General features: G+C 64.6%; 24 protein-coding genes and 1 pseudogene. 12 read left to right on the forward strand and 13 right to left on the reverse strand.

Features of this window, described 5'->3' with window-relative positions:
- The first annotated feature begins 89 nt into the window (after positions 1–89).
- Positions 90–1214: a PQQ-dependent sugar dehydrogenase gene (locus B6V75_RS15055; protein ID WP_206198500.1), complete on the forward strand. Its 1125-nt coding sequence runs from the start codon at positions 90–92 to the stop codon at positions 1212–1214.
- A gap of 229 nt (positions 1215–1443) precedes the next feature.
- On the opposite strand, the gene B6V75_RS15060 is transcribed toward B6V75_RS15055, so the two are convergent.
- Positions 1444–2196 (reverse strand): SDR family NAD(P)-dependent oxidoreductase, encoded by a 753-nt coding sequence (locus B6V75_RS15060; RefSeq protein WP_088720225.1) that lies wholly within the window; start codon positions 2194–2196, stop codon positions 1444–1446.
- 226 nt (positions 2197–2422) lie between these two features.
- On the reverse strand, positions 2423–3355 hold the full coding sequence (locus tag B6V75_RS15065) for a hydrogen peroxide-inducible genes activator (RefSeq protein WP_088720226.1): 933 nt from the start codon (positions 3353–3355) through the stop codon (positions 2423–2425).
- Positions 3356–3544: 189 nt separating this feature from the next.
- On the opposite strand from B6V75_RS15065, the gene B6V75_RS15070 reads away from it, so the two are divergent.
- Positions 3545–3769 carry a DUF465 domain-containing protein gene (locus B6V75_RS15070; protein ID WP_075775584.1) on the forward strand — a complete coding sequence of 75 codons (225 nt, stop codon included), beginning with the start codon at positions 3545–3547 and terminating at the stop codon, positions 3767–3769.
- A 337-nt stretch (positions 3770–4106) separates the two neighbouring features.
- On the forward strand, positions 4107–4934 hold the full coding sequence (locus B6V75_RS15080; RefSeq protein ID WP_088720229.1) for a DUF6544 family protein: 828 nt from the start codon (positions 4107–4109) through the stop codon (positions 4932–4934).
- 25 nt (positions 4935–4959) lie between these two features.
- On the opposite strand, the gene B6V75_RS15085 is transcribed toward B6V75_RS15080, so the two are convergent.
- On the reverse strand, positions 4960–5871 hold the full coding sequence (locus B6V75_RS15085) for a CPBP family intramembrane glutamic endopeptidase (protein WP_240496979.1): 912 nt from the start codon (positions 5869–5871) through the stop codon (positions 4960–4962).
- A 31-nt stretch (positions 5872–5902) separates the two neighbouring features.
- Complete coding sequence (locus B6V75_RS15090; protein WP_088720231.1) at positions 5903–6238, reverse strand: DUF1992 domain-containing protein; 336 nt, start codon at positions 6236–6238, stop codon at positions 5903–5905.
- Positions 6239–6722: 484 nt separating this feature from the next.
- On the opposite strand from B6V75_RS15090, the gene B6V75_RS15095 reads away from it, so the two are divergent.
- Positions 6723–8339 carry a Na/Pi symporter gene (locus B6V75_RS15095; RefSeq protein WP_088720232.1) on the forward strand — a complete coding sequence of 539 codons (1617 nt, stop codon included), beginning with the start codon at positions 6723–6725 and terminating at the stop codon, positions 8337–8339.
- An 83-nt stretch (positions 8340–8422) separates the two neighbouring features.
- Here B6V75_RS15095 and B6V75_RS15100 read toward each other — a convergent pair whose 3' ends face one another.
- From B6V75_RS15100 to B6V75_RS15110, 3 genes are read right to left on the reverse strand one after another with little or no spacing between them, the layout of a single operon-like run.
- Entirely contained in the window at positions 8423–9220 is a 798-nt protein-coding gene (locus B6V75_RS15100; RefSeq protein WP_075775579.1) for an SDR family oxidoreductase, read from the reverse strand.
- 21 nt (positions 9221–9241) lie between these two features.
- Positions 9242–10213: a Gfo/Idh/MocA family oxidoreductase gene (locus tag B6V75_RS15105; protein WP_088720233.1), complete on the reverse strand. Its 972-nt coding sequence runs from the start codon at positions 10211–10213 to the stop codon at positions 9242–9244.
- Between the two features lie 27 nt (positions 10214–10240).
- Entirely contained in the window at positions 10241–11347 is a 1107-nt protein-coding gene (locus B6V75_RS15110; protein ID WP_088720234.1) for a mechanosensitive ion channel domain-containing protein, read from the reverse strand.
- Positions 11348–11771: 424 nt separating this feature from the next.
- Here B6V75_RS15110 and B6V75_RS15115 point away from each other — a divergent pair, with 424 nt between their 5' ends.
- On the forward strand, positions 11772–12101 hold the full coding sequence (locus tag B6V75_RS15115; RefSeq protein WP_088720235.1) for a hypothetical protein: 330 nt from the start codon (positions 11772–11774) through the stop codon (positions 12099–12101).
- A 57-nt stretch (positions 12102–12158) separates the two neighbouring features.
- Here the strand turns inward: B6V75_RS15115 and B6V75_RS18790 are convergent, their stop codons facing one another.
- Positions 12159–12503 carry a hypothetical protein gene (locus tag B6V75_RS18790; RefSeq protein ID WP_075775576.1) on the reverse strand — a complete coding sequence of 115 codons (345 nt, stop codon included), beginning with the start codon at positions 12501–12503 and terminating at the stop codon, positions 12159–12161.
- Positions 12504–12627: 124 nt separating this feature from the next.
- Complete coding sequence (locus B6V75_RS15125; protein ID WP_088720236.1) at positions 12628–12855, reverse strand: hypothetical protein; 228 nt, start codon at positions 12853–12855, stop codon at positions 12628–12630.
- 372 nt (positions 12856–13227) lie between these two features.
- On the opposite strand from B6V75_RS15125, the gene B6V75_RS15130 reads away from it, so the two are divergent.
- Positions 13228–13728: a sigma-70 family RNA polymerase sigma factor gene (locus tag B6V75_RS15130; RefSeq protein WP_233243130.1), complete on the forward strand. Its 501-nt coding sequence runs from the start codon at positions 13228–13230 to the stop codon at positions 13726–13728.
- A gap of 33 nt (positions 13729–13761) precedes the next feature.
- Here B6V75_RS15130 and B6V75_RS18740 read toward each other — a convergent pair whose 3' ends face one another.
- The 3 genes from B6V75_RS18740 to B6V75_RS15140 all read right to left on the reverse strand — a co-directional run bounded on the left by B6V75_RS18740 (position 13762) and on the right by B6V75_RS15140 (position 16018).
- Positions 13762–13920 (reverse strand): hypothetical protein, encoded by a 159-nt coding sequence (locus tag B6V75_RS18740; protein WP_157771597.1) that lies wholly within the window; start codon positions 13918–13920, stop codon positions 13762–13764.
- 185 nt (positions 13921–14105) lie between these two features.
- Positions 14106–14693, reverse strand: coding sequence for a BON domain-containing protein (locus tag B6V75_RS15135; RefSeq protein WP_088720237.1), 588 nt, complete (start codon positions 14691–14693; stop codon positions 14106–14108).
- Between the two features lie 143 nt (positions 14694–14836).
- On the reverse strand, positions 14837–16018 hold the full coding sequence (locus B6V75_RS15140) for an MFS transporter (protein WP_088720238.1): 1182 nt from the start codon (positions 16016–16018) through the stop codon (positions 14837–14839).
- A gap of 269 nt (positions 16019–16287) precedes the next feature.
- Between B6V75_RS15140 and B6V75_RS15145 the strand changes: the two genes are divergently transcribed.
- Complete coding sequence (locus tag B6V75_RS15145) at positions 16288–16974, forward strand: sensor histidine kinase (protein ID WP_276206185.1); 687 nt, start codon at positions 16288–16290, stop codon at positions 16972–16974.
- A gap of 139 nt (positions 16975–17113) precedes the next feature.
- Positions 17114–17569: pseudogene (locus tag B6V75_RS15150) on the forward strand (IS3 family transposase); the annotation flags it as partial.
- A gap of 138 nt (positions 17570–17707) precedes the next feature.
- On the opposite strand, the gene B6V75_RS15155 reads toward B6V75_RS15150, so the two are convergent.
- Positions 17708–18730 (reverse strand): LacI family DNA-binding transcriptional regulator, encoded by a 1023-nt coding sequence (locus B6V75_RS15155; RefSeq protein ID WP_088720240.1) that lies wholly within the window; start codon positions 18728–18730, stop codon positions 17708–17710.
- A gap of 172 nt (positions 18731–18902) precedes the next feature.
- Between B6V75_RS15155 and iolG the strand changes: the two genes are divergently transcribed.
- The 4 genes from iolG (at position 18903) to B6V75_RS15175 (ending at position 23015) form a co-directional block, all read left to right on the forward strand.
- Complete coding sequence (gene iolG, locus B6V75_RS15160) at positions 18903–19898, forward strand: inositol 2-dehydrogenase (protein ID WP_088720241.1); 996 nt, start codon at positions 18903–18905, stop codon at positions 19896–19898.
- Positions 19899–20040: 142 nt separating this feature from the next.
- Positions 20041–20967 (forward strand): sugar ABC transporter substrate-binding protein, encoded by a 927-nt coding sequence (locus B6V75_RS15165; protein ID WP_088720242.1) that lies wholly within the window; start codon positions 20041–20043, stop codon positions 20965–20967.
- Positions 20968–21088: 121 nt separating this feature from the next.
- The gene (locus B6V75_RS15170; protein ID WP_088720243.1) at positions 21089–22192 is read left to right on the forward strand and encodes an ABC transporter permease; all 1104 of its coding nucleotides are present in this window, start codon (positions 21089–21091) and stop codon (positions 22190–22192) included.
- Between the two features lies 1 nt (position 22193).
- Positions 22194–23015 (forward strand): ATP-binding cassette domain-containing protein, encoded by an 822-nt coding sequence (locus B6V75_RS15175; RefSeq protein ID WP_088720244.1) that lies wholly within the window; start codon positions 22194–22196, stop codon positions 23013–23015.
- The last annotated feature ends 28 nt before the right edge of the window (positions 23016–23043 follow it).

Below are 23043 nucleotides of genomic sequence, written 5' to 3' on the forward strand. Positions count from 1 at the left end.
GCAGAGGGGCTGCGCCCCTCGCTCCCGTTGCCATCGCGCGCCCTTCCCATTCCGTGCCCCCGCCCCATCTCTAGGGGAGGAGGTGCTTCATGAACCCGTTTCCGAGTATGCCCGCCGCTCTGGCGCTCGCCCTGACGATCCCCGTCCTCTCGAGCCTCGGCCTTGCGCCCCTCGCCGCGCCTGCCGCCGCGCAAAACGTGGGCGAGAAGCCGATAAGCCGCGATCTTCCTTTCGTCCTCAAGCCGGTTGCGCTGCTGGAAAACCCATGGGCGATCGCGCCCTTGCCCGATGGCTCGGTGCTGGTGACCGGCAAGGCGGGCAAGATGTGGCATGTCACGGGCGGCGGGGCGCAGGCGATCAGCGGGCTGCCAGAGGTGCAATATAGCGGCCAGAACGGGCTGCTCGATGTTGCAGTGCCGCCCGATTTCGCTGAGACGCGCGAGGTCTATATCACCTATGTCGCGCCGGATAACGCGCTGCATCTGGCGCGTGGGGTGCTGGATGGCACCCAGCTCACGCAGCTGAAGACGATCTGGCAGCAGACGCCGGGCGGGCGTGGCCAGCCGGGCGGGATCGTCGCCTTCGGGCCCGACGGAATGGTTTATCTCACGGTCGGCGACCGGATGCAGCCCGACACCGCGCAGGACCCGGGCAACCCGCGCGGCAAAATCCTGCGCCTGACCCGCGAAGGTCAGCCCGCGCCCGGCAATCCCCATGAAGGGGCGGGCGGTGTGCGCGCCGAGACGTGGACTGAGGGGCACCGCAACCAATACGGCCTCGCTTTCACGCCGGACGGCAAGCTCTGGGAGCACGAGATGGGCCCGCGTGGCGGCGACGAGCTGAACCTGATCGAGAAGGGCAGGAATTACGGTTGGAACGCGGTCTCGAACGGCCGACACTATTCCGGCCAGCCGATCCCGGATCACGACACGCGGCCCGAATTCGCTGCGCCGAAGCTCTGGTGGACGCCGGTGATAGCGCCGGCAGGGCTTGCGGTCTATCAGGGCCGCGACTTTCCCGACTGGCAAGGCGATATGCTGATCGGCGGGCTCGCCGGGCAGGGGCTGGCGCTGGTGGCGGGCGACGGCTCGGACCAGATCGCGCGCTGGAACCTGCAGATGCGTGTGCGCGACGTGGCCGTGGGGCCCAATGGCGAGGTCTGGATCATCGAGGACGCGGGCGAGGGCGCACTCTATCGGCTGATGCCGAAATGAGCTTGCCCGGCGCTTGACCCAAAACGGCGGTGCGCGCATCCGAGCGCGGCGCCGTCGGAATTGGCGAAGGTCGGGCAGGGGGCCCCGCCTTTCCGTTTGCGGGCTTATATTCGGCCCAGCCAAGGCGCGCCTTATTCTCGCCCCGGCGCATCGCCAGATCAAATCACCAGACGATGCCGCCGCACAGGGAGATACCCACGAGCACGGGTTCCGATTGGCTTGCCTCGGACTATTCGCGGTGGATCTGGAACGGCGCCCAGCTCTGGCTCACCGGCATGATCTCGATCGAGTTGATGTTCACATGCGCGGGCAGGGCGGCGACCCAGTAGATGCTCTCGGCGATATCCTCGGGCTGCAGCGGATCGGCCCCGGCATAGAGCTTGTCATAGGCCGCCTTGTCGCCACCGGTGCGCACGAGGGTGAATTCGCTCTCCGACAGACCCGGCTCGATCGAGGTCACGCGCACGCCAGTGCCCGACAGGTCCGAGCGCAGCCCAAGCGAGAACTGCTGCACGAAGGCTTTCGTGCCGCCATAGACATTGTCGCCCGGATAGGGCCAGTTCGCCGCGATCGAGGCGAGGTTCACGATCAGCCCGCGGCGCGCGATCAGCCGATCCAGCGTGAGCCGCGTCATCACCGCGAGCCCGGTGATATTGGTGTCGATCATCGCGCGCCAGTCATCCAGATTGCAGTCCTGCGCAGGCGCGGTGCCGCGCGCGAGGCCCGCATTGTTGATCAGCGCGTCGATCTGCGCGAAACCTTCGGGCAGGCTGTCGAGCGCTGCACGCGTCGCCGCCTCGTCGCGGATGTCGAAGCACAGGGGATGCGCGACCTCCGGTCCGCCGAGTGCCTCGACCAGCGCGTCGAGCCGTTCCTGACGGCGCCCGGTCACGATGACCTTCCAGCCCTCATGGGCGAAACGGCGGGCGATTGCGTCGCCGAACCCTGCGGTGGCTCCGGTGATGAGGGCGGTCTTGGTCATGAAGGGGCCTTCCTGTCTTGCTGCCTGTCGGGCCACGCGTCTCGGCGCGGCGGTCGCGGCCCGCTTGTGTTCGTGGTCTGCCGGTGCGACAGGGCCAGTCGGGAATTTCCCACGGGGCCAGTCCTGCGCGCCTGATCGGCGGTTTCCGCGGCACGATAGGGGCAGGGGGCCGGAACTGCAATTTCACGGGCGCGTGACGGCGTCCCTGTCGCCCGCGTCCCGGCAATCAGCTCTCGGGATGAAGCACCTTCGCGAAACCGGTGCGCACGACCTCGCGGATCACCTCGGCGAAGACCGGCGGAATGCGCGCGCTGCGCCGGGTCACGAGCCCGATCGAGCGCATCACCCGCCCGCGCCGGAACGGCACGAGGGCGATATCCCGTCCGGCCTGCTCGACCTCCGAATGGGCATAGAGCGCGGGCAGGAGCGTGATGCCCATATTCATCGCCACCATCTGGCGCAGCGCATCGAGGCTGCTTCCCTCGTAATCCTGCCGCAGGGTGGTTTTCATCTCGCGCGCCAGCTCGACAAGCTGGGCATGCAGCGAAAACCCGTTCGACAGAACGAGCAGCGTCTCGCCCGCGAGATCGGCATCCTCGACATTTGTCTTCTCCGCGAGGCGATGATCCCCGGCGACGGCAAGCTGGAGGGGTTCGCGGAACAGGCGGGTGACGGCGAAATCCGACGAGAGCACCGGCAGCTGCGTCAGGACCAGATCGAGGTGGCCCGCGCGCAGATCGTCGAGCAGGGCGCTCGGCTGCCCGTCGCGGATGAACAGGCGCAGTTCGGGGTGCTCGGCGTGGAGCCGTCGCACCACGCTCGGCAGCAGATAGGGCCCGAATGTCGCCGATGCCCCGAGTCGATAGGTCCCGGCAAGGCCCGCGCGTGTATGTTCGGCGAGGCCCGCAAGGGCTGCGACCTCGTCGAGAATGGCGTCGATCCGCGCACGCACCTCGCGCCCGGCAGCCGTCAGCACCGCGCCGCTGCGTCCGCGTTCGACGAGGGCCGCACCGAGCGTGTCCTCGAGATTGACGATCTGCTGGCTCAGCGAGGGCTGACTCACGCCGACGCGCTCGGCCGCTTTGCGGAAGTTCCCGGCATCCGCGAGGGCGCGGAAATATTCGAGTTGGCGCAGGGTCGGCAGGCGCGGCTTATCCATAGGAATTTCCGATCATAACTTCTGGATACTTAGGATTGAGCTTACCCGCCCGCAACCCCAACTCTGATCTGTCGAGGGGGCCTTGAGGGAGCGCGAATGACGGAGGCGGCGGATTGTGTCCCCCCGCAGTCTCCCCGCGAGGATCCCCCCTCGGCACGAGTGAACCCCAATCTTTACAGGAGTTTAGAGATGAGCCTTTCGGATCGGACCCATGCCGCCATCGCGGCCCGTATCGCAGCCCTGCGGGCGCGGCATCGCGACCTCGATGCGCGTGTGGAGCAGGAGCAGAAACGGGCCTGGCGCGACATGAGTGTGCTGCAACGGCTCAAGCGGCGTCGCCTGCGTCTGAAGGACGAGCTGGGCCGCTACGAGGGGCTGCTGCGTACGCTCGCGCGTCGGCGTCTGCCCGGCTGATATCGTTTTTCTCCGGTCCCGGCGCGCGCGTGACGGGGCCCTTTTCGCGAAAGGAACTCACATGGCATCCCGAACCGACCCGTTCCTCCCCTACCGTTTTCTCAAGAGCGCGGAAATTTCCGAGCTGGAAGAGGCGCTGTGTCACAGGCATATCAGGCGCGCCCCGGTCGCGCGCGCAACATGTTCCGAGGCGTGGTTCGATCTCTTCGATGACCCGTGCGAACGGGACGCAGAGGTCAGAGGGCGTGCCCTGCGCTGATCGCTTCATGCTATCATCCGGCTCGGGATGCGGCGGTTGCCGCGTGGTCGCTTGAGCGTGGAAAGGTAGGGAAGCTGCATGGCTCTTTGGATATTCGCCATCCTCGCCATCGGGCTTTTCGGCCTTTTCGCGAGGCGGCGTCTCGATCGGCGCGCCGACCGCGCAGAGATGGCGCGACTGAGCGCATCGCAGCCTTTCGATCCGCCGCGCTTCTCTGCCGATATGGTCGCCGGTCTTCCAGAGCCCGCGCGGCGGTTTTTCACCTTCGCCATCGCGGAGGGGACGCCGCTTTACACCGTCGCACGGCTGGAGATGCACGGACAGTTCGGCATGGGTGACAAATCCGCGCCGGGCTACATGCCGATGCGCGCCACGCAGGTGCTCGCCGCGCCGCACGGGTTTGTCTGGACGATGTCGGGCGGCTCCGGTGGAATGCGCCTCGGCGGCTCCGACAGCGCCAAATGGACCCGGTTCTGGGTCGCCGGGCTCGCCCCCGTGGCCCGGTTCGGCGGCAGCGCGGATCACAAACGCTCCGCCTTCGGTCGCTACGTGGCCGAGGCAGTGTTCTGGACGCCCGCGGCAGTGCTGCCGGGCCCGAATGTGACCTGGGAGCCGGTCTCGAGGAACATCGCCCGGATGACGATGCGGCATGACGGGTTGGAGCAGGCGGTCGACCTCACCGTCGCCGAGAGTGGCCGGCCGGAGCAGGTCTGCTTCCAGCGCTGGAGCAATGCGAACCCGCAAAAGCGTTACCGCCTTCAGCCCTTCGGCGGCTATCTCTCGGAGTTCCGTAATGTCGACGGGTTTCGATTGCCGACCCATGTGGAAGCGGGGAACAACTTCGAAACCGAGGACTATTTCCCCTTCTTCCTCGTCGATGTGACCGAAATCCGCTTTCCCAAGTGATTGCGTCTGCCTGTGCCACATCGCCTCATGGCCGTGCCTCACCGGGGACCACTTCAGTCACGGCGCCCGCGCGCGTGAACATCTTCTCGCGCTTCCACCAGACGACCAACGCGGCGACGCCCACCAGTATCCAGGTGTCCCAAGGCTGCGCATCCGGCCAGAACGGATTGATGAGCTGCCAGTGAAACAGCATCGGCAGCAGCAGGCTGCCACGCGCCGCGTTGAAAATCGGCGTGACCAGAACCGCGAGGGTGATATTGCCGATGAAGAAGGGCAGGAAGCTCCACTGCGCGAAGACCACGCCGGCGAGGTAGAAGGCGGGCAGGTGCCAGATGCCCCAGATCGCGCCGATCAGCACGCCGGCCCAGAACGGGGCGACATGGCGCTGCAAGAGCGGTTGTGCGACGCCGCGCCAGCCGAACTCCTCGATAGGTCCGAGAAGCAGCATCATGAACATCACGCTGACCGTCGCGCCCACGCCCTCGGGCGGCATCGGCGCAAGGAGGGGCCCGCCCTGGATCAGTGAGCCCGCCATGAAGACGAGCGGGATCACGAGCAGGATGAAGCCCCACCACGAGACCGGGCAGTGCCAGATCAGAAGGCGCGACAGGAACCGGCGCAAGCCGCCAAGCCCGGCAGAGAACAAGACCACCGTGAACCCTGCGATTGCCGGAGCCCAGGTTGCGAGGAAGAAAAGTGGATGGGAGCCGCTGATCTGGCCGAACCGCGCGGTCATTTCTGCGGACAAGAAGATGTAGCTGCCGATCACGCCCCAGGTGATCGCGAAGGTCAGCGCGAGAAAGGCGAGCAAGGCGCGCGCGGTGGCGTGCAGGGGCAGGTCTTCGGGTGCGACTGGCATTCGGCTGACCATGGATGTGCGTTCAGGGGCCGCCCTACCATCGTCATTTTCCGCGCCGAAATCCTTGTTCTGGGTCAAGCGCATCGCGCCAATGATGACCCGGCGCGTCCTACGGCGCCATGAACCGCCGCCGCGCCTCGACCGCGATGTTGTAGCGCTGTTCCAGATCGGCGATCAGCGCCATAGCGACGCGCTTGGCCTCGTCTCCCTCCGCCTCCCGGTAGCTCTGCTTGGCCGCCTCCAGCAGCTTCTTGAGTTTGAACTCCTCGGGCAGCGCGCCGGCTTCGGCCATGATCCGGGCGGCCACGGCGGTCGCCATGTCGGTAAATGCCTCGCCCGAGCGATCCGGGAGCGGCTTGCCCTCGCCGGAAAGCCCGCTCAACTGGCCCTCCGCAAGGGCCTTCTGGATTTGCCGCTCGACGAGGCGGTTCAGGGATTGGCTCATGCCGCGTTCCTACCGTTTCCGAGCACCGCGGGAGGCGCGGTACCCTCGCGAGCATAGCCCACTTCTGGCGATGCCAACACTCAGACTTCCGTGCGAAACCTGTGACAGGGCGGCGCGCGGGCTCAGGCTAGTCGCGCGAATTGCGGCAGTTCCCAAAGCCCGTCCGCGACCGCCGCGCCGACCTGCAACTCGCACGCATAGCTGCGACTGAGGATCGGCGTTCATCGAGGGGTCACGCAACAGCGGAGTGCCCCCGCGAGACATGTAGATAGGAAACCTCAAGCGCCGAAGCCCGGAATGAAGTGCTCTTTCGAATTCATCGCCCGCGGTTAGCCCGCTGCGGGGGCGCCGAACGTGCACTGCCGTCTTCGACGCCAGACGATCACGAATTCATCCGGCAAAACAGAACCTTGCGAGGCGTTCCTGCCGGCGCTTGAATTCCGTGTCGCGCGGCCGCATGCTCGATCGCGAGGGATGGAGAACCATGTCGGAGACACTGGCGGCACTTGGCGGAGTCGGGCTGTTCCTGCTCGGCATGAAGATAATGACCGAGGCGCTGCGCGAAGCCGCCGGGTCCAATCTGCGCCGCCTGCTGGCGCGGTTCACCACCACGCCGCTGAAGGGCGTCGCGAGCGGTCTGGTGACGACGGCGGTGATCCAGTCGTCTTCGGCGACGACGGTGATGACGGTCGGCTTCGTCGGCGCGGGACTGCTTAGTTTTCCGCAAGCGCTCGGCGTGATCTACGGCGCCAATATCGGCACGACGGTCACCGGCTGGATCGTGTCGCTGGTGGGCTTCAAGCTGAAACTGGGCGCGGTGGCGATGGGGCTTTTGTTCTTCGCGAGCCTGACGCTGTTTCTCTCGCATGGCCGGGCGGCGCGCATCGGGCGCGTCCTTGCAGGCTTCTGCCTGCTCTTCATCGGGCTCGACATGATGCAGCAGGGAATGTCCGGGGCGGAGGCCTGGATCACGGTGGAGCGCACGCCCGGAACCGGGGTGGGCGGCTTGCTCGCGATGGCGGCGCTGGGGCTCGCGGTCACGGTGGTGATGCAATCCTCCTCGGCGGCGATCGCGGTTGTGCTGGTGCTGGTCAGCAACGGTGCGCTGCCGCTGATCCAGGCGGCTGCGGCGGTGATCGGGATGAACCTCGGCACCACCTTCACCGCGCTGATCGCGGCCCTCGGGGGATCGCGCGCGATGCAGCAGACCGCGATCGCGAACCTGCTGTTCAATTGCGGAACGATGGTGATCGCCTTTCCCCTCCTGCAACTGGTCGCGGCTCCGTTAGAGGGGCTGGCGGCGCGAACCGGGGTCGATACGGCGCTCGTGCTGTTTCACACCGGGTTCAACCTGCTGGGAACGCTGGTCTTTCTTCCCGTCACTCGCCAATTCGCCACGCTCGTCGCGAAATTGCGGCCCGATCTCGGCGGGCGGGCGCCCCCGGAACTGGACCGTCGCCTGTTGAGCGACGAAGGGGCCGCGATGCAAGCGGCGCATTCCATGGTGATCTGGGCCGCGCAGGAGATTTTCGCAGCCTATTCGCTGGCGATCGGCCGCGCGCGCGATCTGCGGCGGATGTCGACGCTGGGGCCACGGATCGCGATCGCTCTGGATGACCTGAAGGATTACATGGCGCAGATTTCGGTCCCGCGAGACCGGCCCGCCGAAGCCGCCGCCTTCGCCGCGCTGATGCATCAGGCCGACCATCTCATGCGTCTGGTGGAGCAGGCCGAGCACCGCGGCTACATCCCGATCCTGTTGCGCGGCAAGATCACGCCCAGACCCGCGCAATGGTTCGCCGCCTGCCTGTCGCCCGAACGTCCGCTCGATCTGCCGCAGATCGGGGAGCGCATGGCGCGGATGGCCGACCCGGTCGCCCATCGCCTCGCGCGGCACCGGCGCGGCCTGTTGCTGGGCGAGCATGTTGGGCTCTACACGATGCAGGAGACGTTTCAGGCGACTGATGCGATGCGGTGGTTTGCGCGGATCATGCACAATGTCCAGCGCGTCGGCGAATACGAGCGCGAGGTGCAGGCGAAGCTGGGGCATGTGGCGGTCGCCTCTCCCGAGGCGGACTCGCCGCTTAGCGCCGGTTCCTGATCCTGAGGCGTATTGCCATGGCGGCGTGGGCCCTCCGGCGACGGCTTGATCTACGCACCAAGCGCGTCTTCGACCCCCGACCGTCACACGGCGATGGAGGCGACCGAGCCGCCGTCCACGCGGTAATTGGCACCGACAACGAAACTGGCTTGCTCGGAACACAGGAAGGCGATGGTCGCGGCCACTTCCTCGGGTCTGCCGCGCCGCTCCAGCGCCAGCCACGGGCGATCCGATTTCAAGAAGCTCCGGACAGCCTCGTCATGGCTGATGCCTTCCGCATCCGCCTTCTGGGCCATCATCCCATCGGTCATGGGTGTCTCGATAAAGGCGGGCGAGACGCAATTGACCAGCACGCCCCGGCGCGCGGCCACCCCGCTTAGCCCCTTGGCGAAATTGAGAAGCGCGGCCTTGGCCACATTATAGACCGCCTCGTTCTCATAGGGCTGCGCCGCATTCTCGGAACAGAGGATGACGACGCGACCCCAGCCGCGGTTTTCCATCGTCGGCTCGAAGGCGCGCACGGTGCGGACGACCGACATGAAATCGCTCTCCCACGCGTCGTGCCAGTCGCTGTCCGTCATCTCGAGCGGGTGCCCCTTGGCGCCGGTGACACCGGCCGCGCAGACGAGGATGTCCGGCATGGTGAAGCGCTCTTGCGTGGTGGCGGCGAGACCCTTGATCTGGTTCGGATCGCGCAGGTCGGCCTGAAGCGCGCAGGTGCCGTGGGCGAGCTCCTTGGCGGCGCGGGACACCTCGTCACCCTTGAGGTCCACGAGGATAACCTGCGCGCCCTCGGCCAACAGCGTTCTGGCGGCGGCTTTGCCGATGCCCGAGGCGCCGCCCGTGATCAGGGCCGTTTTGCCTTGAAGTCCATAATCCATCGTCGTGCTCCTTTCGCGTGTTCAGTTGAGCCGAAGCCCGAGATCGTCCAGCACCCGGTTGACGCGCGCCGCCTCGGCGGCCGAGACCAGCCCCGGTGCGGCACGGCCTTCGAGCGCGCTCAGGAAAGGCAGGATTCCGGTGCCCGCGTCGAGCGGATCGAGCACCATGCGCTCGGTCGGGCTCTCGGCCCCGCGCGGGGTCAGCGTCATCTCGCCTTCCTTGAGTGAAATCGCACCAGCATCGCCCACGAGGTCCAGTTCGAGCCGCATCCGGGTGTCGGTCCAGCCCGCTTCGACGACGCCGGTGGCGCCGCTCGCAAAGCGCAGGATTGCGGCACCGTGATCGTTCAAGGGCCACCCCAGCGCGTTGCCGGTGGCCGCATGTCCCTCGCGGATCGGCCCGAGTATCCACTGCAAGGCGTCGATCGCGTGCACCGCCTCGTCGACGAACCCGTCGTAGCAGGCGAGCTCCGGGTCGGTCATCCAACTGTCGAGATTCAGCCAGTCCGCGTAGCCGCCGTCGTGATTGAAGAGCATTCTCGCCGATCGTACCTCGCCCAGCCGCCCCTCGGAGACCCAACCCTTCGCCTTGCGCAGGGCGGGCACGGTTCGGAAGAAATACGCAGTGTGCAGTATCGCTTCGGCCTTCGCGGAGTGCTGCGCCACGGCCTCGGCGTCGCGGGCGCTACCGGCGAGCGGCTTCTCCGAAAAGACCGGCAGACCCGCAGACAGCGCCGCTCCGATATCGATGGCATGGTGGGCCGTCTCGCTGCAGACGACTGCGCCCGCCGTTTGCAGCCCCTGAAGCGCGTCGAGCGTCGCGAGGGGCTTTGCGTCAAGCTCGGCGCAAAGCCGGTCGCGGCGGTCCGGATCGCGATCATGCACGTAGCCGACACTAAAGCCGCGCGCCTTCATCTGCTGCAGGTGGTCCGGCAGATGAACATGCGCGCCGCCAAGCAGCGCAAGGGTCGAAATGTTCATGTCGTTATCCATGGCAGCTCTCCTGTGGTCGGTCGCGGATCAGGCCGGCGACGCGCCGGTGTCAGCGGGGGAAGAAAGGAGTTCCGCGCGCAGCCTCGGGAGCGCCTCGGGGTAGGCTTCCTGCAGCCACGCGATCAGCTTCTCGCGCACTTCGCAGCGCAGGTCCCAAGCCTGCGGCGAGGTGCGTGCGCTCATCAAACCGCGCAGCGCAATCGTGTCCTTGTCGGCATCGGTGACCTGAAGGTTGATCACCTGGCCGTCCCAATGCGGCGACTCGCGGACGATCTCTTCGAGCTTTTCGCGCACTTCGGTCACGGGCACGGTGTAGTCGAGATACCAGTGCACGGCGCCGATGATCGACGCGCTTTCGCGGGTCCAGTTCTGGAACGGTTGTTCGATGAAATAGCTCAGCGGCACCACCATGCGTCTCCAGTCCCAGATCCGCACGATAACGTAAGTGGCGAAGATCTCTTCGATCCAGCCCCATTCGCCGTCGACGATCACCACGTCCTCCAGCCGGATCGGCTGAGTGATCGCGATCTGGATGCCCGCGATCAGGTTGGCCAGAACCGGGCGCGCCGCGAGCCCGAGGATCAGGCCCGCCGCGCCCGCCGAAGCGAAGAGGCTGACGCCGTATTTCTGTACGGTCTCGAAGGTCAGCAGCACGCCCATGACGGTAAAGATGGTCAGCAGGATCGTCGCGGTGCGCCGCAGTACGCGAAACTGCGTCACCAGTTTGCGCGCAGCAAGGTTGTCATCGAGGTCCATCCGCTGGCGACGGATCACCCGGTCGCTCAGGTTTCGGGTCAGCAGGATCGAGGTCCAGCCAATCAACACGATCAGGAGGATCAGGAATATGTGCCCCAATACGTCCTGCAACCGCCACGGCAGGTCGGTGCGCGGCACCGCGATCGCCAATGCCGCGAGCAGAAATGCCAGCCGCATCGGTCTCTTTGCCTGTCGCAGCGCCGAGCCCGCCATGCCGCTGCCAGCGTCCACCCAGCGACTAAGGGCGCGGAAAAGCAGCCAATGCAGCAGCAAGGACAGCAGGAGCGCGCCCAGAAGCACGACTGCGGGCCCGAGCCAGTCTGGCCCTCCGGCCATCGTCTGCCGGATGAAGTCGGAAATGCGACCTGCAAGCACCATGGCGTCACCCGCCTCCGCTCACAGAGCGGAGCGCATCGGCCTCGCTTTTGCGCTCACGAGGGACGGGGAGCCCGAGCGTAAACCCGGCCGCGCGGGAAACGTGGCCGATCAGGCCCGGGTCGAACGTCGCATGTTCCACGCGTGTGCCTCCTGACTCATGGGGATCGATCGGAGCGTGTCCTTGCGTGCCGCGTTACGTCAGGGGATCTTCGAGATCCCCTGCCTATGCAGAGCCAACCCGCGTTCGCCGCTTCGGTTTCCCAAAAAGGTTCAATAGAGCTGAGGGCGCTTGTCGCAGCCGCATTTTCCCCGGCGGGAAATGGGGGCCTTCTTCGGTGAGCGATTGTCAGGGATACAATTTTACGCGTTGCCTAAAATTGCGGCAGGCGGCTTGCTGGGGCTTTGATGATGGAAGGCTTTGCAGATGGAGACTCATTTGGAGGGGGAGCAGGCCGACCCGGCCGTGTCCCATAGAATGGTCGAGACGGCCCTGACGGGCTTGGACATGAACCGGGCCGAGGATGTGAAAATCGCAGTTGAGCGCGTGAAGGGGTTTCCGCTCGCAGATCTCTACCTCAGTTCGTCGCTCGGCGCGGAAGCACATCCCCACGAAGTCTGGATCGCGCGCATGGAAATTCATCGACAGGCAGATGAACGCCGCCGCGCGCATGAGAGGCGCCTCACTTTCGTTGCCGGGATATCGGCCGTGGTCGGTGGCGCGATCGGTAGCGCGCTGCATTTTCTCTGGTCTTGAGGGCCCGGCCCTCGGCCGCGCCGACGGACTGCGCGGGATCCGCGCGGATCGGGCGAGTCAACCGATCCACATCCACGTCACCACGAGGACGACGAGGACCGCGACGGCGATCGCGACGGCGGTCCACTTGCTGATACCGCTGTTGCGTTCGGCCGGGGTCTGCTTTTCGATCTCCGCCTCGGACCGGCGACCCTCCAGACGCTGTGCCATACGTACCTGATCGGGGCTCGGAGGTGTGCCGGCCGCCTCGTCATCGGTGCCGAGAGGCGCGGCGGCGGGGTCGCTGAACCCCACCTTGTCACCCGCGCCGCCTTTGTCGATGGTCTCGCGTAGCTGGCTGGCTTCCGCCGATCCTGAACGTGCCTTGCCATCCACGTATTCTATATCTTCCTTGTTCGTCATCGAACGTCTTCCTTGGTCCTCGGGTGGGCGACGGGCCTGTCGCATGGAGCAACTGGATTTGCCTTGCGTCAAAGCCGAAACCGGCGAACGCGCCAACGCCATCCGGCAGGGGCGCGAAGCCGGTTCAGGTGACGCCGCTGCGCGAGGGCGACCGGTTCCAGTCCGGGTCCTCCCGTCTGACCTTGAACGTGTTCCAAAGGCCCGCCGGAACGCCCGCCAGCAGACCGATCAGGCCTGCCACGACGAAGGCCTGCCAGTTCATCCAGTCGAATGCGAGAAAGGCGGTCACAACGGCTCCGGCAATGCAGAGCACCCAGAGCGGAATGAAAAGAAGTCTCCATCCGTATTTCATGGCGTGTCTCCTGTCTGGTTCGGGAAATCAACAAACGGCTGACCTGTTCGGTTCCTGCTTGCGCGGCCCTTGGGGTGTGACAGCAAGCCGCGAAGCTGACCTTTCTGCAACCGCGTCACCGCACAGCGCTCGATTGCCGGTCGGACCGGACAACCGCTGTCCCCGACGTTCGCGCGGGACTTATTCTGGCTTTCTGTCGGAACTTCCTGCGTTTTCGCCGCTTAGGCCCGAGCACATTTTGAACCAGACTTTTCCAGCTAGAGGGAGCCGCATTGCCGCCAACGTCTCAGCGGGTCGCTGCTCACACTTCGCTCGGCAGGAACTTCGCCCCCTCGCGTTTCATTGAGTCCTCAACGAGAAGGACAGGTTGGCGTGAGCAAGGAACGCGACATTATCGAACTCATACCGGCGCTGCGCTCCTATGCTTGGGCGCTGACCAAGCGGCACGAGGACGTGGACGACCTGGTTCAGGACACGTTGGTCAAGGCGATCGACAAGGTCGACAGCTTTCAATCCGGGACCAACCTGCGCGCGTGGCTGATGACGATCATGCGCAATACCTTCCTCAACAACATCGCGAAATCGAAACGCTCGACGACAGGCAAGAAGGATTGCGTCTCGACCACCTTGTCGACGCCGGCCACGCAGGATTGGTCGGTCCGGGGCGGCGAGCTGATGCGTGCCGTCGAACGCCTGCCGCGTCATTACCGCGAGGTTCTGATCGTCGTCGTGATGCTGGGGGAAAGTTACCAGGACGCGGCAAATCTATTCGGTATCGAGATGGGAACGGTGAAGAGCCGCGCCAACCGCGCACGCGCGATGGTGGTCGAAGACCTCGAAGCCCGCGCGCCGAACGATCCCCTCGAAGATTAGAGATGAACCCTAGGTCGCCGCGGATCGCGCCGATTACTCGGGCTTGTCGCGTTCATCGAGGCGTTTGCCCAGGCGTCGTGCCAGCGACACGAGGCGTTCGGGAACGTCCTTGTTCCAGACCTCGCCTGCCTGCTGCCGGAGCGCTTCATCCAAATCCTCGCCTGGAGGCTTTTTGTCGTGCTCTTTTTCCATGCCTTGCCTCCTTATGCCTTTTACGGCGGTCGAGGCAAACCGGTTTATATTTGGCGGATGCCTCCGTCGGATAAGCGCAATCCATGGCGAGGCTTCACACCGATGGCGCACCCGGCCATTCCGGGGCGTGGCGCAGCGGCGCCCGACGGCGCCGCCGCGCTTTGCGTTTCGTTGCTGCGACAGCGTCACTCCGCCGTCCGGACACGCAGATTGTTCTGCACATGGGTGACGCCGGAGACGCTGTCGGCGCAATCTTCGGCCCGGCGTTTGGCGCGGCGGGAGTCCACGTAGCCGTCCAGCGTGATCTCCTGATCCGCGACGCTGACGGTTATCTCGCGCGCGTCCACCAGCCGATCGTCGGTGAGCCGGTCGTGAACATCTTCCTCGATCCGGGCATCCGAGCGCCGGTAACCCTTCGGGCCGCGCCCGCGATGATCCTCTTCCCGACGCGCTTCGGCGTCTTCGTCCCCCAGCCATGAAGCGACCTCGTCGCCGGCCCGGTCCATGAAGCTCCGTCCGCCGTGCGCTTCACGTCCTGCGCCGCGCCGCTGCGCTGGTCTCGCCCGCCAATAGGGGTCCGGATCGTAAGGTGCTCCGCCATAGACGGGCGGGAGGAATGGCCAAGCATAGCCTCCAGCCATCGGCGCCGCTGGATAGCCGAACTGTTCGAGCCGAGATCTGCGGTCTTCCGGGTCGCCTTCGTCTGGGTGGTGCCGCCGCGACAGGGCACGGCGGGCCTCTTCTTCGGTCATATCGTCATAGTGCCGTGACATGAGCTTCTCCTCTCGTGTTTGGCAACCGCGCAAAGCAGCGTGGTCTGAGCCGGGAACAGGAGCTGGCGCGATATGTTCCTGCCTGCTGCGGAATGCAGCGCGCCGCGATTACGCGGGGCAGGGGTGGCAGCGCGCCTTCCCTCTCAGGTCGCCACCATCCTCGCGGGCCGTTCCACGACGAACCTCGCGCGCAACGACAAGGCGGCGAGGAGCGGGATCGCCGCCGTTCCGCAGAACATCGCGGCGGGCCCGGAGCTCCCGGCGACCATGCCTGCGATCGCCGGGCCGATCACGCTGCCCGCAGCGGTCGCCAGAAGCGTCGCCGTAAAGCCGAGCGCGGGGAAGGACGGGAATAGACGTTCGGACCAGAAGGCGAGCACCGCGCTCGTCATCATCACGTTGATCCCCTGCAGGGCGGCGGAAGCAACGAGCGCGACCCAATTTCCGGGCTCGAACGCTGCGAAAACAAGCGATACAGCTGCGACCACAAGAAGGATACGCACCAGCAGGCTCAGACCGACCGCATCCCGCGCCCGCTTCGTGAACAGACCGCTCAGCCCGAAGAAGCCGAAAAAGAGGAAGAGGACGGACGGCGTCGCGTCTTCGGGGAGCCCGGGATACTCCGCCTGCGCGAAGCGGTCTGCCGCGAAGGACACGTAGACGGCGGAGGTGATGCCGAACACGAAGGCGATGGAGAAAAGGGGCAGCGCGCACCGATTGAGAAGGTCGCCCCAACTCCGATCGGGGGCCTCCTCGGGGGCCTTGTCCACCTGGCGCAGAGCTGCCCAGTTGCCAATAAGTGCCAGAGCGCTCGCCCCGGCGAAGACCGACCAGCAGATCCGCCAGTCGAACTCCATCACGACCATTGCCAGGGCCAAAGCGCCTGCCCCCATGATCCCCACGCTGGTGCCCGTGCTGACCTGCGACAGCGCGGTCGGGCGGTCCACGTCGCTGACCTTGCGGTGCACCGCGTCGTTGAACGGGGTCCAGGCAAAGCCGGCGCTCGAAGTCGCGAGGAAGATGCCGAGCGCCAGAACGCCGACAGTCGGAGCAAGTGCGACAATCGCCATCCCGGCGGTCGCCGCGCTCAATCCGGTCAGGACCGGGAATTCCGGTCCCCGGCGGTTCAGGAAGAACTGGGCGACGAGCAGGCCGAGGAAGAACCCCACGAAGCCGATGCTGGACACCGTGCCCACCGCGGAGGGTGACATCGAGAATGTGGACGAGAATTGGGGCACGAAGAGGCCGAACCCCATGCGGCCGGGGCCGTAGCTGATTGCGGTCGCCGCGAAACCGGCGGCTGAAAGACTCCGAAAGAAAGTGATTGCTAAACCCTCCGTCCGGGCCGAATGCGGCCCGCGTCACGCGTTGCTGTTGCGCGTCGTCAGGGGGTCGATCCCGGCGAACGGCCGTTGGAACAAAGTGGGCAGCAACTTGTTCCTGGAGCCTTCGGATTGAGCGCAACCCGCCGCGTTGCCCCATTCGCGTCGGCAAGCCTCCGCCCGCCCACAAAGGCGTGAGCGTGTAATGGGCTTAACCCAACAATTGTTCGAGACAGCCGCGCCCCATGAATTCAGCGTCGATGCATCAGGAAATGGCTCGGAAAGGCAGTGACGTGAAACAGATATCCCACGAGAGCGTCGAGGCCGATCGCGTCGCGGAAATCCGGCACCGGATGGCCAATAGCTTCCAGCTTCTGTCGGCACACACCCGCCGCCAACTCAGAGAGGCCGAGACCCCCGAAGCGCGCTCGCGCCTCGCGCTTGTCCTCGACCAGATATTGACGGTCTCGCAGCTTCAGACCGGTCTCTCGATCGCTGAGGACGGGGCGCTGCATCGATATCTGGACGGGGTCGAGCAGCTTTGGCGGCAGATCGCATTGCCGCACAGCATCGAGATATCGGTACGGCGGGACGATCTCTCCGGCCTGTCGCGCCAATGCACCGGGGCGATCGCGCTCATCCTGCAGGAAGCCGTCACCAACTGCATCAAGCATGCGTATCCGGCGGCGATGAACGTCAACGGCCATATCGACATCGAGGTTACCCTGTCGTCTGCGGGCACTGGGCGGCTGTGTGTCTCCGATGACGGCGATGGTATGCCCGACGATGCGAATTTGACGAAAAGCCAAGGGTGCGAACTCATTCGAGACCTTGCTTCGGAGATCGGCGGGAGCGCCCGCTGGACCGCAGGCGACAATGGCGGAACGGTGCTCACGGTCGAATTTCCCGCGGGTCCGCGAGATAGGACAAGGAGCCATGATGGCGGAAATCCTCACTAGGAAACTGAAGCACGGAGGCTTTCTGGCGGAAGACGATTGCGACCGGCTGACGGCCGTGACCAAGGAGGCCTACTACCTCGGGCCCAGAACGGATGTGATCCGGCAGGGCGAGAGTCCCGATGCCGTGCGCCTCGTGATCGAGGGTATCGCCTATCTCGCCGTTGTCATCGATCTTTTCTCGCGTCGTGTCGTTGGATGGGCGATGCAAAGCCGCCAGACGACCGAAGTTGTCCTGCAAGCGCTGCTCATGGCGACATGGCGGAGAAAGCCCAGGGAAAAGGTTCTGATCCATTCGGACCAGGGCAGCCAATTCACCAGCATGGACAGGGCAGCGTTCCTTCGGGCCCACAATCTGGAGCACTCGATGAGCCGCCGCAGAAACTGCCATGACAACGCGGTCGCTGAGAGCTTCTTTAACCTGCTGAAGCGTGAGCGGATCAGACGACGGACCTACCGATCCCGCGAAGAAGCCAGGCAGGATGTGTTCGACTACATCGAGATGTTCTACAATCCAAAGCGCAAGCACGCCCGGAACGGAATGCTGTCGCCCGTCGACTTTGAGCGGCAGCAGAAACTGAGACACGAAGGCGTCTAAGAAACGCGGCGCTATTCAGTGTTTTGTGGGCTATGGAAGATATTTAATCGCGGAAAAAGAAGTAGTTACGCCCGCTCAAGGCGCTTTTCGCCCCCACGACCAATTCTTCAGTCGATCGATGGGCCGGGCTTTGCTGCATCAGGCGCTTGCGCGAGGGACAAGTGTGCCCTTGAACGCGCGGTCGAAGTCGCGATCTTCACTGCTTTCGAGCACTTCGACGAGATATTCGGCCATCTCCGTCAATGGCTGACGATAGGTCGTTAGCGCGTAATTCGGGCTCTGGCATTGGGGCACGTCATCGAAGCCCGTCACCGCGATATCCTCGGGGATGCGCAGTCCGAGTTTGTGGCGGATTACGTCGATCGCTCCGATCGCGAGCGCGTCGTTTTCACAGACGAGAATATCGGGCATCTCGTCGCGTGGGCGATCCGTGAGCATTCGGGTTACGACTTGCTCGGCGAGTATCGGATCATAGGCGGGCACTTCGGCGAATTCAGGAATTGTTCCGAACCGCCGCTCCCAGCAACCCAAAAAGGTTTCCTTGCGCAGCAAATGCGCGGAGTAGGTGCGCGGACCTGCAAGGAACAAGGGGCGGCGATAGCCACGTTCGGCGACATAGGCGGTGATCTCCTGCATCGCCAAGGCATCGTCGACCGCGATCGAGATCGTGTCCGGGTGGCGAGAGGTGCGCGCGAAAATGATCAGCTTGTGGAAGCGCCGGGCATGCAGCGCGGTCTCGAGCACGTCGTCATCGAACTGGATCCCGATCAGGATCGCGGCATCGACGCGGCGTTGGCTGGCATTCAGGATCGCATGTCCCGCATCGTCGCGATCGAGCGTGTTCACGAGAAGCGTATCCCAGCCATGCTTGCGCAGGATGCGCGTCAGGCGCTCCATCATTACCAGCTTGTGGGGGTTGGCGAAGTCATCGACCAGAAGCGCAACGAGATTAGAACGGTCCGAGGCCAGAGCGGCGGCGCGAAGATCGGGCACGTAACCGAGTTTGTTCGCGGCCTCCATTACCTTGGTGCGCGTTTTAGGCGAGATCGAAGCGTCCTTCTTGAAGGCGCGATTCACCGTCCAGCGCGACACGCCGGCGGCTTCCGCGACATCATCGGCGGTGATGTTGTTTTCGAAATTTGGTCTTCGGACTTCGGTCATCGGGCTCTCCTCCCAAACTGACCTATCAGCTTTCACGCAAGCATACACACAGAAATGAGCGTCAACGAAGTCGGTTTTGCACGCGCGTGCAAAAAATTCTTGCACGCGCGTGCAAAAAGTCTGATGTTAACGCCAATCGTCGGTCGAATCGGACCGGTTCTGGGAGGAATGGATGCTGAAAATCGGATTGCTCGGCGCCGGCCGTATCGGTCAGGTGCATGCGGTCAATATTGCCGGACATGCGGGCAGCACGCTCGTTGCGGTCTCGGACGTGAACGCGGAGGCTGCGCGGGCACTTGCTGCGAAATTCGGGGCCAATGTGGCGAGTTCGGAGGAGATCATCGCCGACCCGGAGATCGACGCGGTTCTCGTCGCGACCTCGACCGATACGCATTCGGATCTGATCGAAAAGGCGACTGCGGCGGGCAAGGCGGTGCTGTGCGAAAAACCCGTCGATCTGTCGCTGGAGCGGGCGAAGGCCTGCCTGGAAGTCGTGTCGAAAACCGGCCAGCCGGTGATGATCGGGTTCAACCGTCGCTTCGACCCGAACTTTGGTGCGTTGCGCGCAGCCCTGCAGGCCGGTGAGATCGGCAAGCCCGAGCTTCTCTCGGTCACGTCCTTCGACCCGGCGCCGCCGCCAGTTTCCTACATCAAGGTCTCGGGCGGTCTGTTCCGCGACATGATGATCCATGATTTCGACATGACGAATTTCATCATGGACAGTGCGCCGGTCAGCGTTCGCGCCGTCGGTTCGTCCATCGTCGATCCGGCGATCGGAAGGGCGGGCGACGTGGATACCGCCGTGGTCACGCTAACCTACGCAGACGGACGCATTGCAGTCATCAAGAACTCGCGCCGGGCCGTCTACGGCTACGATCAGCGGGTCGAGATTCTGGGTTCGGAAGGGCTGCTGAGCGCGGCGAATATGCTGGAGAACACCGTCTCGAAGTCGACCGTGACCGGGGTCTCCTCGGCGAAGCCCACCTATTTCTTCCTCGAACGTTACATGCCCGCCTATGCCGCGGAATGGGACGTGTTCGTCACTGCTCTGGCTGAAGGCCGCCCGATGCCGGTGACGCTCGAGGACGGCGTGGCCGCGCTCGCGATGGCCGAGGCCGCAACCAAATCCGCCAAGACGGGGAAAGCCGTCGATCTGGCGACGCTTTGAGGCTCGGCCTCGGAGTGGACGGAGATCGCAGGCGCGAGGAGGTGCCTGTGGTTCAAAGGCCGAAGGGATCGGTCAGGCCGCATCGGAAGCGACATGGAGGGTCGTGGTGCGGTGACAAACAGAAAGAGTCTGGGAGGAATAAATGAAACAGTTTCTGCGTGCTGCAGTCGCGGCCACTACGGTTGCCTTCGCTGCACCGGCTTTCGCGACGGATATCGTCGTGGTCTCGCACGGGCAGGCCAATGACCCGTTCTGGTCCGTTGTGAAGAACGGCGTCGAACAGGCGGCGAAGGATACCGGCGTGAATGTCGAATACCGCTCGCCCGAAACCTTCGACATGGTCGCGATGAGCCAGCTGATCGACGCCGCCGTGAACCAGGAGCCGGACGGGCTCGTCGTCTCGATTCCCGATGCGGACGCTCTCGGGCCGTCTATTAAACGCGCGGTCGAAGCGGGTATTCCGGTGATCTCGATGAACTCGGGCTCGGACGTGTCGAAATCGCTCGGCGCCCTGCTGCATGTGGGGCAGGACGAGGAAGACGCGGGTAAGCGTGCGGGTGAGAAGCTCAAGGAAATGGGCGGCACCAAAGCGATCTGCGTCAACCAGGAGGTCGGTAACGTCTCGCTCGACCTGCGCTGTAAGGGCTTCGCGGAAGGCTTCGGTGACTCGACCGTTCTGCCGACTACCAATGACCCGACCGATATCGAAGCCAAGGTGCGCGCAGCGCTCGATTCCGATCCTTCTATCGACACGGTGATGGCACTCGGCGCGGCGACCGCAGGCGAGCCCTCGGTGGCGGCTGTGAAGGCGCTCGGCAAGGGCGGCGGCCAGATCAAGGTGGCGAGCTTCGACATGTCGCCCGGCTTCCTGAAGGCGGTTGAAGATGGCGACGCGGCTTTCGCGATCGACCAGCAGCAATACCTCCAGGGCTACCTACCGGTTTCGTTCCTCGCGCTCTATGCGAAATACGGCCTGATCCCGGCCTCGGACGTCGCCTCGGGTCCGAACCTTATCACCAAGGACAAGGCCGCCCAGGTGGTTGACCTGTCAGCCAAGGGCATCCGCTGATCCGCATCGGATGACAGACAAGGGGATGCGCGCTCCAAGAATACGCGCGCATCCTGCCGGCGCCGTCGCGAGCTATCGCGGGACAACAGCGCCACGGAGCAGCATTTTCAGGGAGGGCAAAATGCCAGCCGACACTACGGTCACCGACGAGCGCGTACGCGAGGAGTCACTGCTCGCGCGCTTGATGAAGCGGCCTGAACTGGGCGCGATCGCCGGGCTCGTTCTCGTGACGATCTTCTTTCTCTTCACCGCCAACGGTTCGATGTTCACCCTCTCCGGGATCATGAACTTCCTGACGCCCGCCGCACAACTCGGCATTCTCGCCATCGGCGCTTCGCTTTTGATGATCGGAGGCGAGTTCGACCTCTCAATCGGTTCGATGGTCGCGTTCGCGGGAATGATTTTCGGCGCGTTGGTGGTCAATCTCGGTCTGCCGCTCATCGTCGCTATTCCCGGAACTCTGATCTTCGCGGGGCTGATGGGCGTGGTGAACGGTCAGTTGGTGATCCGCACCGGCTTGCCGTCCTTCATCGTGACGCTGGCATTCCTCTTCATCCTGCGGGGCCTGTCGCTCGTCGGTCTGAAGTATCTCACCGGCGGATCGACCCAGCTGCGCGGTGTGCGCGAAGCGGTGGGCGACGACTGGCTGGCGCCGTTCTTCTCGGGCGACGCGTTTACGGGTCTCTTCGCGAAGCTCGCCGAATGGGGCTGGATCGACCGGTTCAAATCCGGCGCGCCCAAAGTGCCGGGCATCCCGGTCGAGATCCTTTGGTTCATCGCGATCGCACTTTTCGCGACCTGGATCCTGCTGCGAACCCCTGCGGGCAACTGGATTTTCGCCGCAGGCGGCGACAAGACCGCCGCCTCCAATTCGGGCGTGCCGGTCAACCGGGTGAAGACGACGCTCTTCGTCGTGACCGCCTGCTGCGCCGCCCTGGTCGCTATCATGACGGTGATCGACGCAGGCTCCACCGATGCACGGCGCGGCTTCCAGAAGGAATTCGAGGCAATCATCGCCGCGGTGATCGGGGGCTCGCTGCTGACCGGGGGCTACGGGTCGGCCATCGGCGCCTTCTTCGGTGCGATCATCTTCGGCATGGTTGTGATCGGTCTGACCTACACCTCTATCGATCAGGACTGGTTCCAGGTCTTCTTGGGGGGGATGCTGCTGCTAGCCGTGATCTTCAACAACGTGATCCGCAAGCGCGTGACGGGGGAACGCTGATATGGAACTCGAAACCGCATTCCATCACGGCGCCGTCGCCGCCGACACGAAACCGATCCTCGAGATGCGCGGCATTAAGAAGCATTTCGGCAACGTGATCGCGCTGGCGGGCGTCAGCTTCGACATCCGCCCCGGCGAGTGTCACTGTCTTCTGGGCGATAACGGCGCGGGCAAATCGACCTTCATCAAAACGATGTCCGGCGTGCATAAGCCGACAGAAGGCGAAATACTCTTCGAAGACAAGCCGATGAATTTCTCGAGCCCGCGCGACGCGATGGAAGCCGGGATCGCCACGGTCTTCCAGGACCTTGCGATGATCCCGCTGATGAGCGTGACGCGCAACTTCTTCATGGGCCGCGAACCCACGAAAGGCTCGGGTCCGTTCAAGCGCTTCGATGTGAAGCACGCCAATGAAGTCTGCGTCGAAGAGATGCGCAACATGGGCATCAACCTGCGTGGTCCCGATCAGGCGGTGGGCACGCTCTCGGGCGGCGAGCGCCAAACGGTGGCCATCGCCCGCGCGGTCTATTTCGGGGCGAAGGTGTTGATCCTCGACGAGCCGACCTCGGCGCTCGGCGTGCGCCAGACCTCGAACGTGCTCGCCACGATCGACAAGGTGCGCAAGCAGGGCGTGGGCGTCGTCTTCATCAGTCACAACGTGCGTCACGCGATGGCGGTGGGCGACCGCTTCACCGTGCTCAATCGCGGCCAGACGCTGGGCACCGCGAACCGCGGTGAGATCACACCCAACGAGTTGCAGGACATGATGGCGGGCGGTCAGGAGATGGCGCAGCTCGAAGGTTCGCTCGGCGGCACAATCTGACAGGCGGGCAGGGGCGCGGCATGCCCCT

The sequence above is a fragment of the Thioclava sp. F1Mire-8 genome (genome assembly GCF_002213165.1).
Classification (GTDB): domain Bacteria; phylum Pseudomonadota; class Alphaproteobacteria; order Rhodobacterales; family Rhodobacteraceae; genus Thioclava; species Thioclava nitratireducens.

Excerpts from the sequence above, each read along its gene's own strand:
- B6V75_RS18740 (WP_157771597.1), bottom strand. The coding sequence starts at position 13,920 with ATGGAAAAAGAGCACGACAAAAAGCCTCCAGGCGAGGATTTGGATGAA.
- B6V75_RS15145 (WP_276206185.1), top strand. The coding sequence starts at position 16,288 with ATGGCTCGGAAAGGCAGTGACGTGAAACAGATATCCCACGAGAGCGTC.
- B6V75_RS15125 (WP_088720236.1), bottom strand. The coding sequence starts at position 12,855 with ATGAAATACGGATGGAGACTTCTTTTCATTCCGCTCTGGGTGCTCTGC.
- B6V75_RS15170 (WP_088720243.1), top strand. The coding sequence starts at position 21,089 with ATGCCAGCCGACACTACGGTCACCGACGAGCGCGTACGCGAGGAGTCA.
- B6V75_RS15090 (WP_088720231.1), bottom strand. The coding sequence starts at position 6,238 with ATGAGCCAATCCCTGAACCGCCTCGTCGAGCGGCAAATCCAGAAGGCC.
- B6V75_RS18790 (WP_075775576.1), bottom strand. The coding sequence starts at position 12,503 with ATGACGAACAAGGAAGATATAGAATACGTGGATGGCAAGGCACGTTCA.
- B6V75_RS15060 (WP_088720225.1), bottom strand. The coding sequence starts at position 2,196 with ATGACCAAGACCGCCCTCATCACCGGAGCCACCGCAGGGTTCGGCGAC.
- B6V75_RS15110 (WP_088720234.1), bottom strand. The coding sequence starts at position 11,347 with ATGGTGCTTGCAGGTCGCATTTCCGACTTCATCCGGCAGACGATGGCC.
- B6V75_RS15155 (WP_088720240.1), bottom strand. The coding sequence starts at position 18,730 with ATGACCGAAGTCCGAAGACCAAATTTCGAAAACAACATCACCGCCGAT.
- B6V75_RS15080 (WP_088720229.1), top strand. The coding sequence starts at position 4,107 with ATGGCTCTTTGGATATTCGCCATCCTCGCCATCGGGCTTTTCGGCCTT.
- B6V75_RS15165 (WP_088720242.1), top strand. The coding sequence starts at position 20,041 with ATGAAACAGTTTCTGCGTGCTGCAGTCGCGGCCACTACGGTTGCCTTC.
- B6V75_RS15065 (WP_088720226.1), bottom strand. The coding sequence starts at position 3,355 with ATGGATAAGCCGCGCCTGCCGACCCTGCGCCAACTCGAATATTTCCGC.
- B6V75_RS15115 (WP_088720235.1), top strand. The coding sequence starts at position 11,772 with ATGGAGACTCATTTGGAGGGGGAGCAGGCCGACCCGGCCGTGTCCCAT.
- B6V75_RS15100 (WP_075775579.1), bottom strand. The coding sequence starts at position 9,220 with ATGGATTATGGACTTCAAGGCAAAACGGCCCTGATCACGGGCGGCGCC.
- B6V75_RS15105 (WP_088720233.1), bottom strand. The coding sequence starts at position 10,213 with ATGGATAACGACATGAACATTTCGACCCTTGCGCTGCTTGGCGGCGCG.
- B6V75_RS15135 (WP_088720237.1), bottom strand. The coding sequence starts at position 14,693 with ATGTCACGGCACTATGACGATATGACCGAAGAAGAGGCCCGCCGTGCC.
- B6V75_RS15175 (WP_088720244.1), top strand. The coding sequence starts at position 22,194 with ATGGAACTCGAAACCGCATTCCATCACGGCGCCGTCGCCGCCGACACG.
- B6V75_RS15055 (WP_206198500.1), top strand. The coding sequence starts at position 90 with ATGAACCCGTTTCCGAGTATGCCCGCCGCTCTGGCGCTCGCCCTGACG.
- B6V75_RS15070 (WP_075775584.1), top strand. The coding sequence starts at position 3,545 with ATGAGCCTTTCGGATCGGACCCATGCCGCCATCGCGGCCCGTATCGCA.
- B6V75_RS15095 (WP_088720232.1), top strand. The coding sequence starts at position 6,723 with ATGTCGGAGACACTGGCGGCACTTGGCGGAGTCGGGCTGTTCCTGCTC.
- iolG (WP_088720241.1), top strand. The coding sequence starts at position 18,903 with ATGCTGAAAATCGGATTGCTCGGCGCCGGCCGTATCGGTCAGGTGCAT.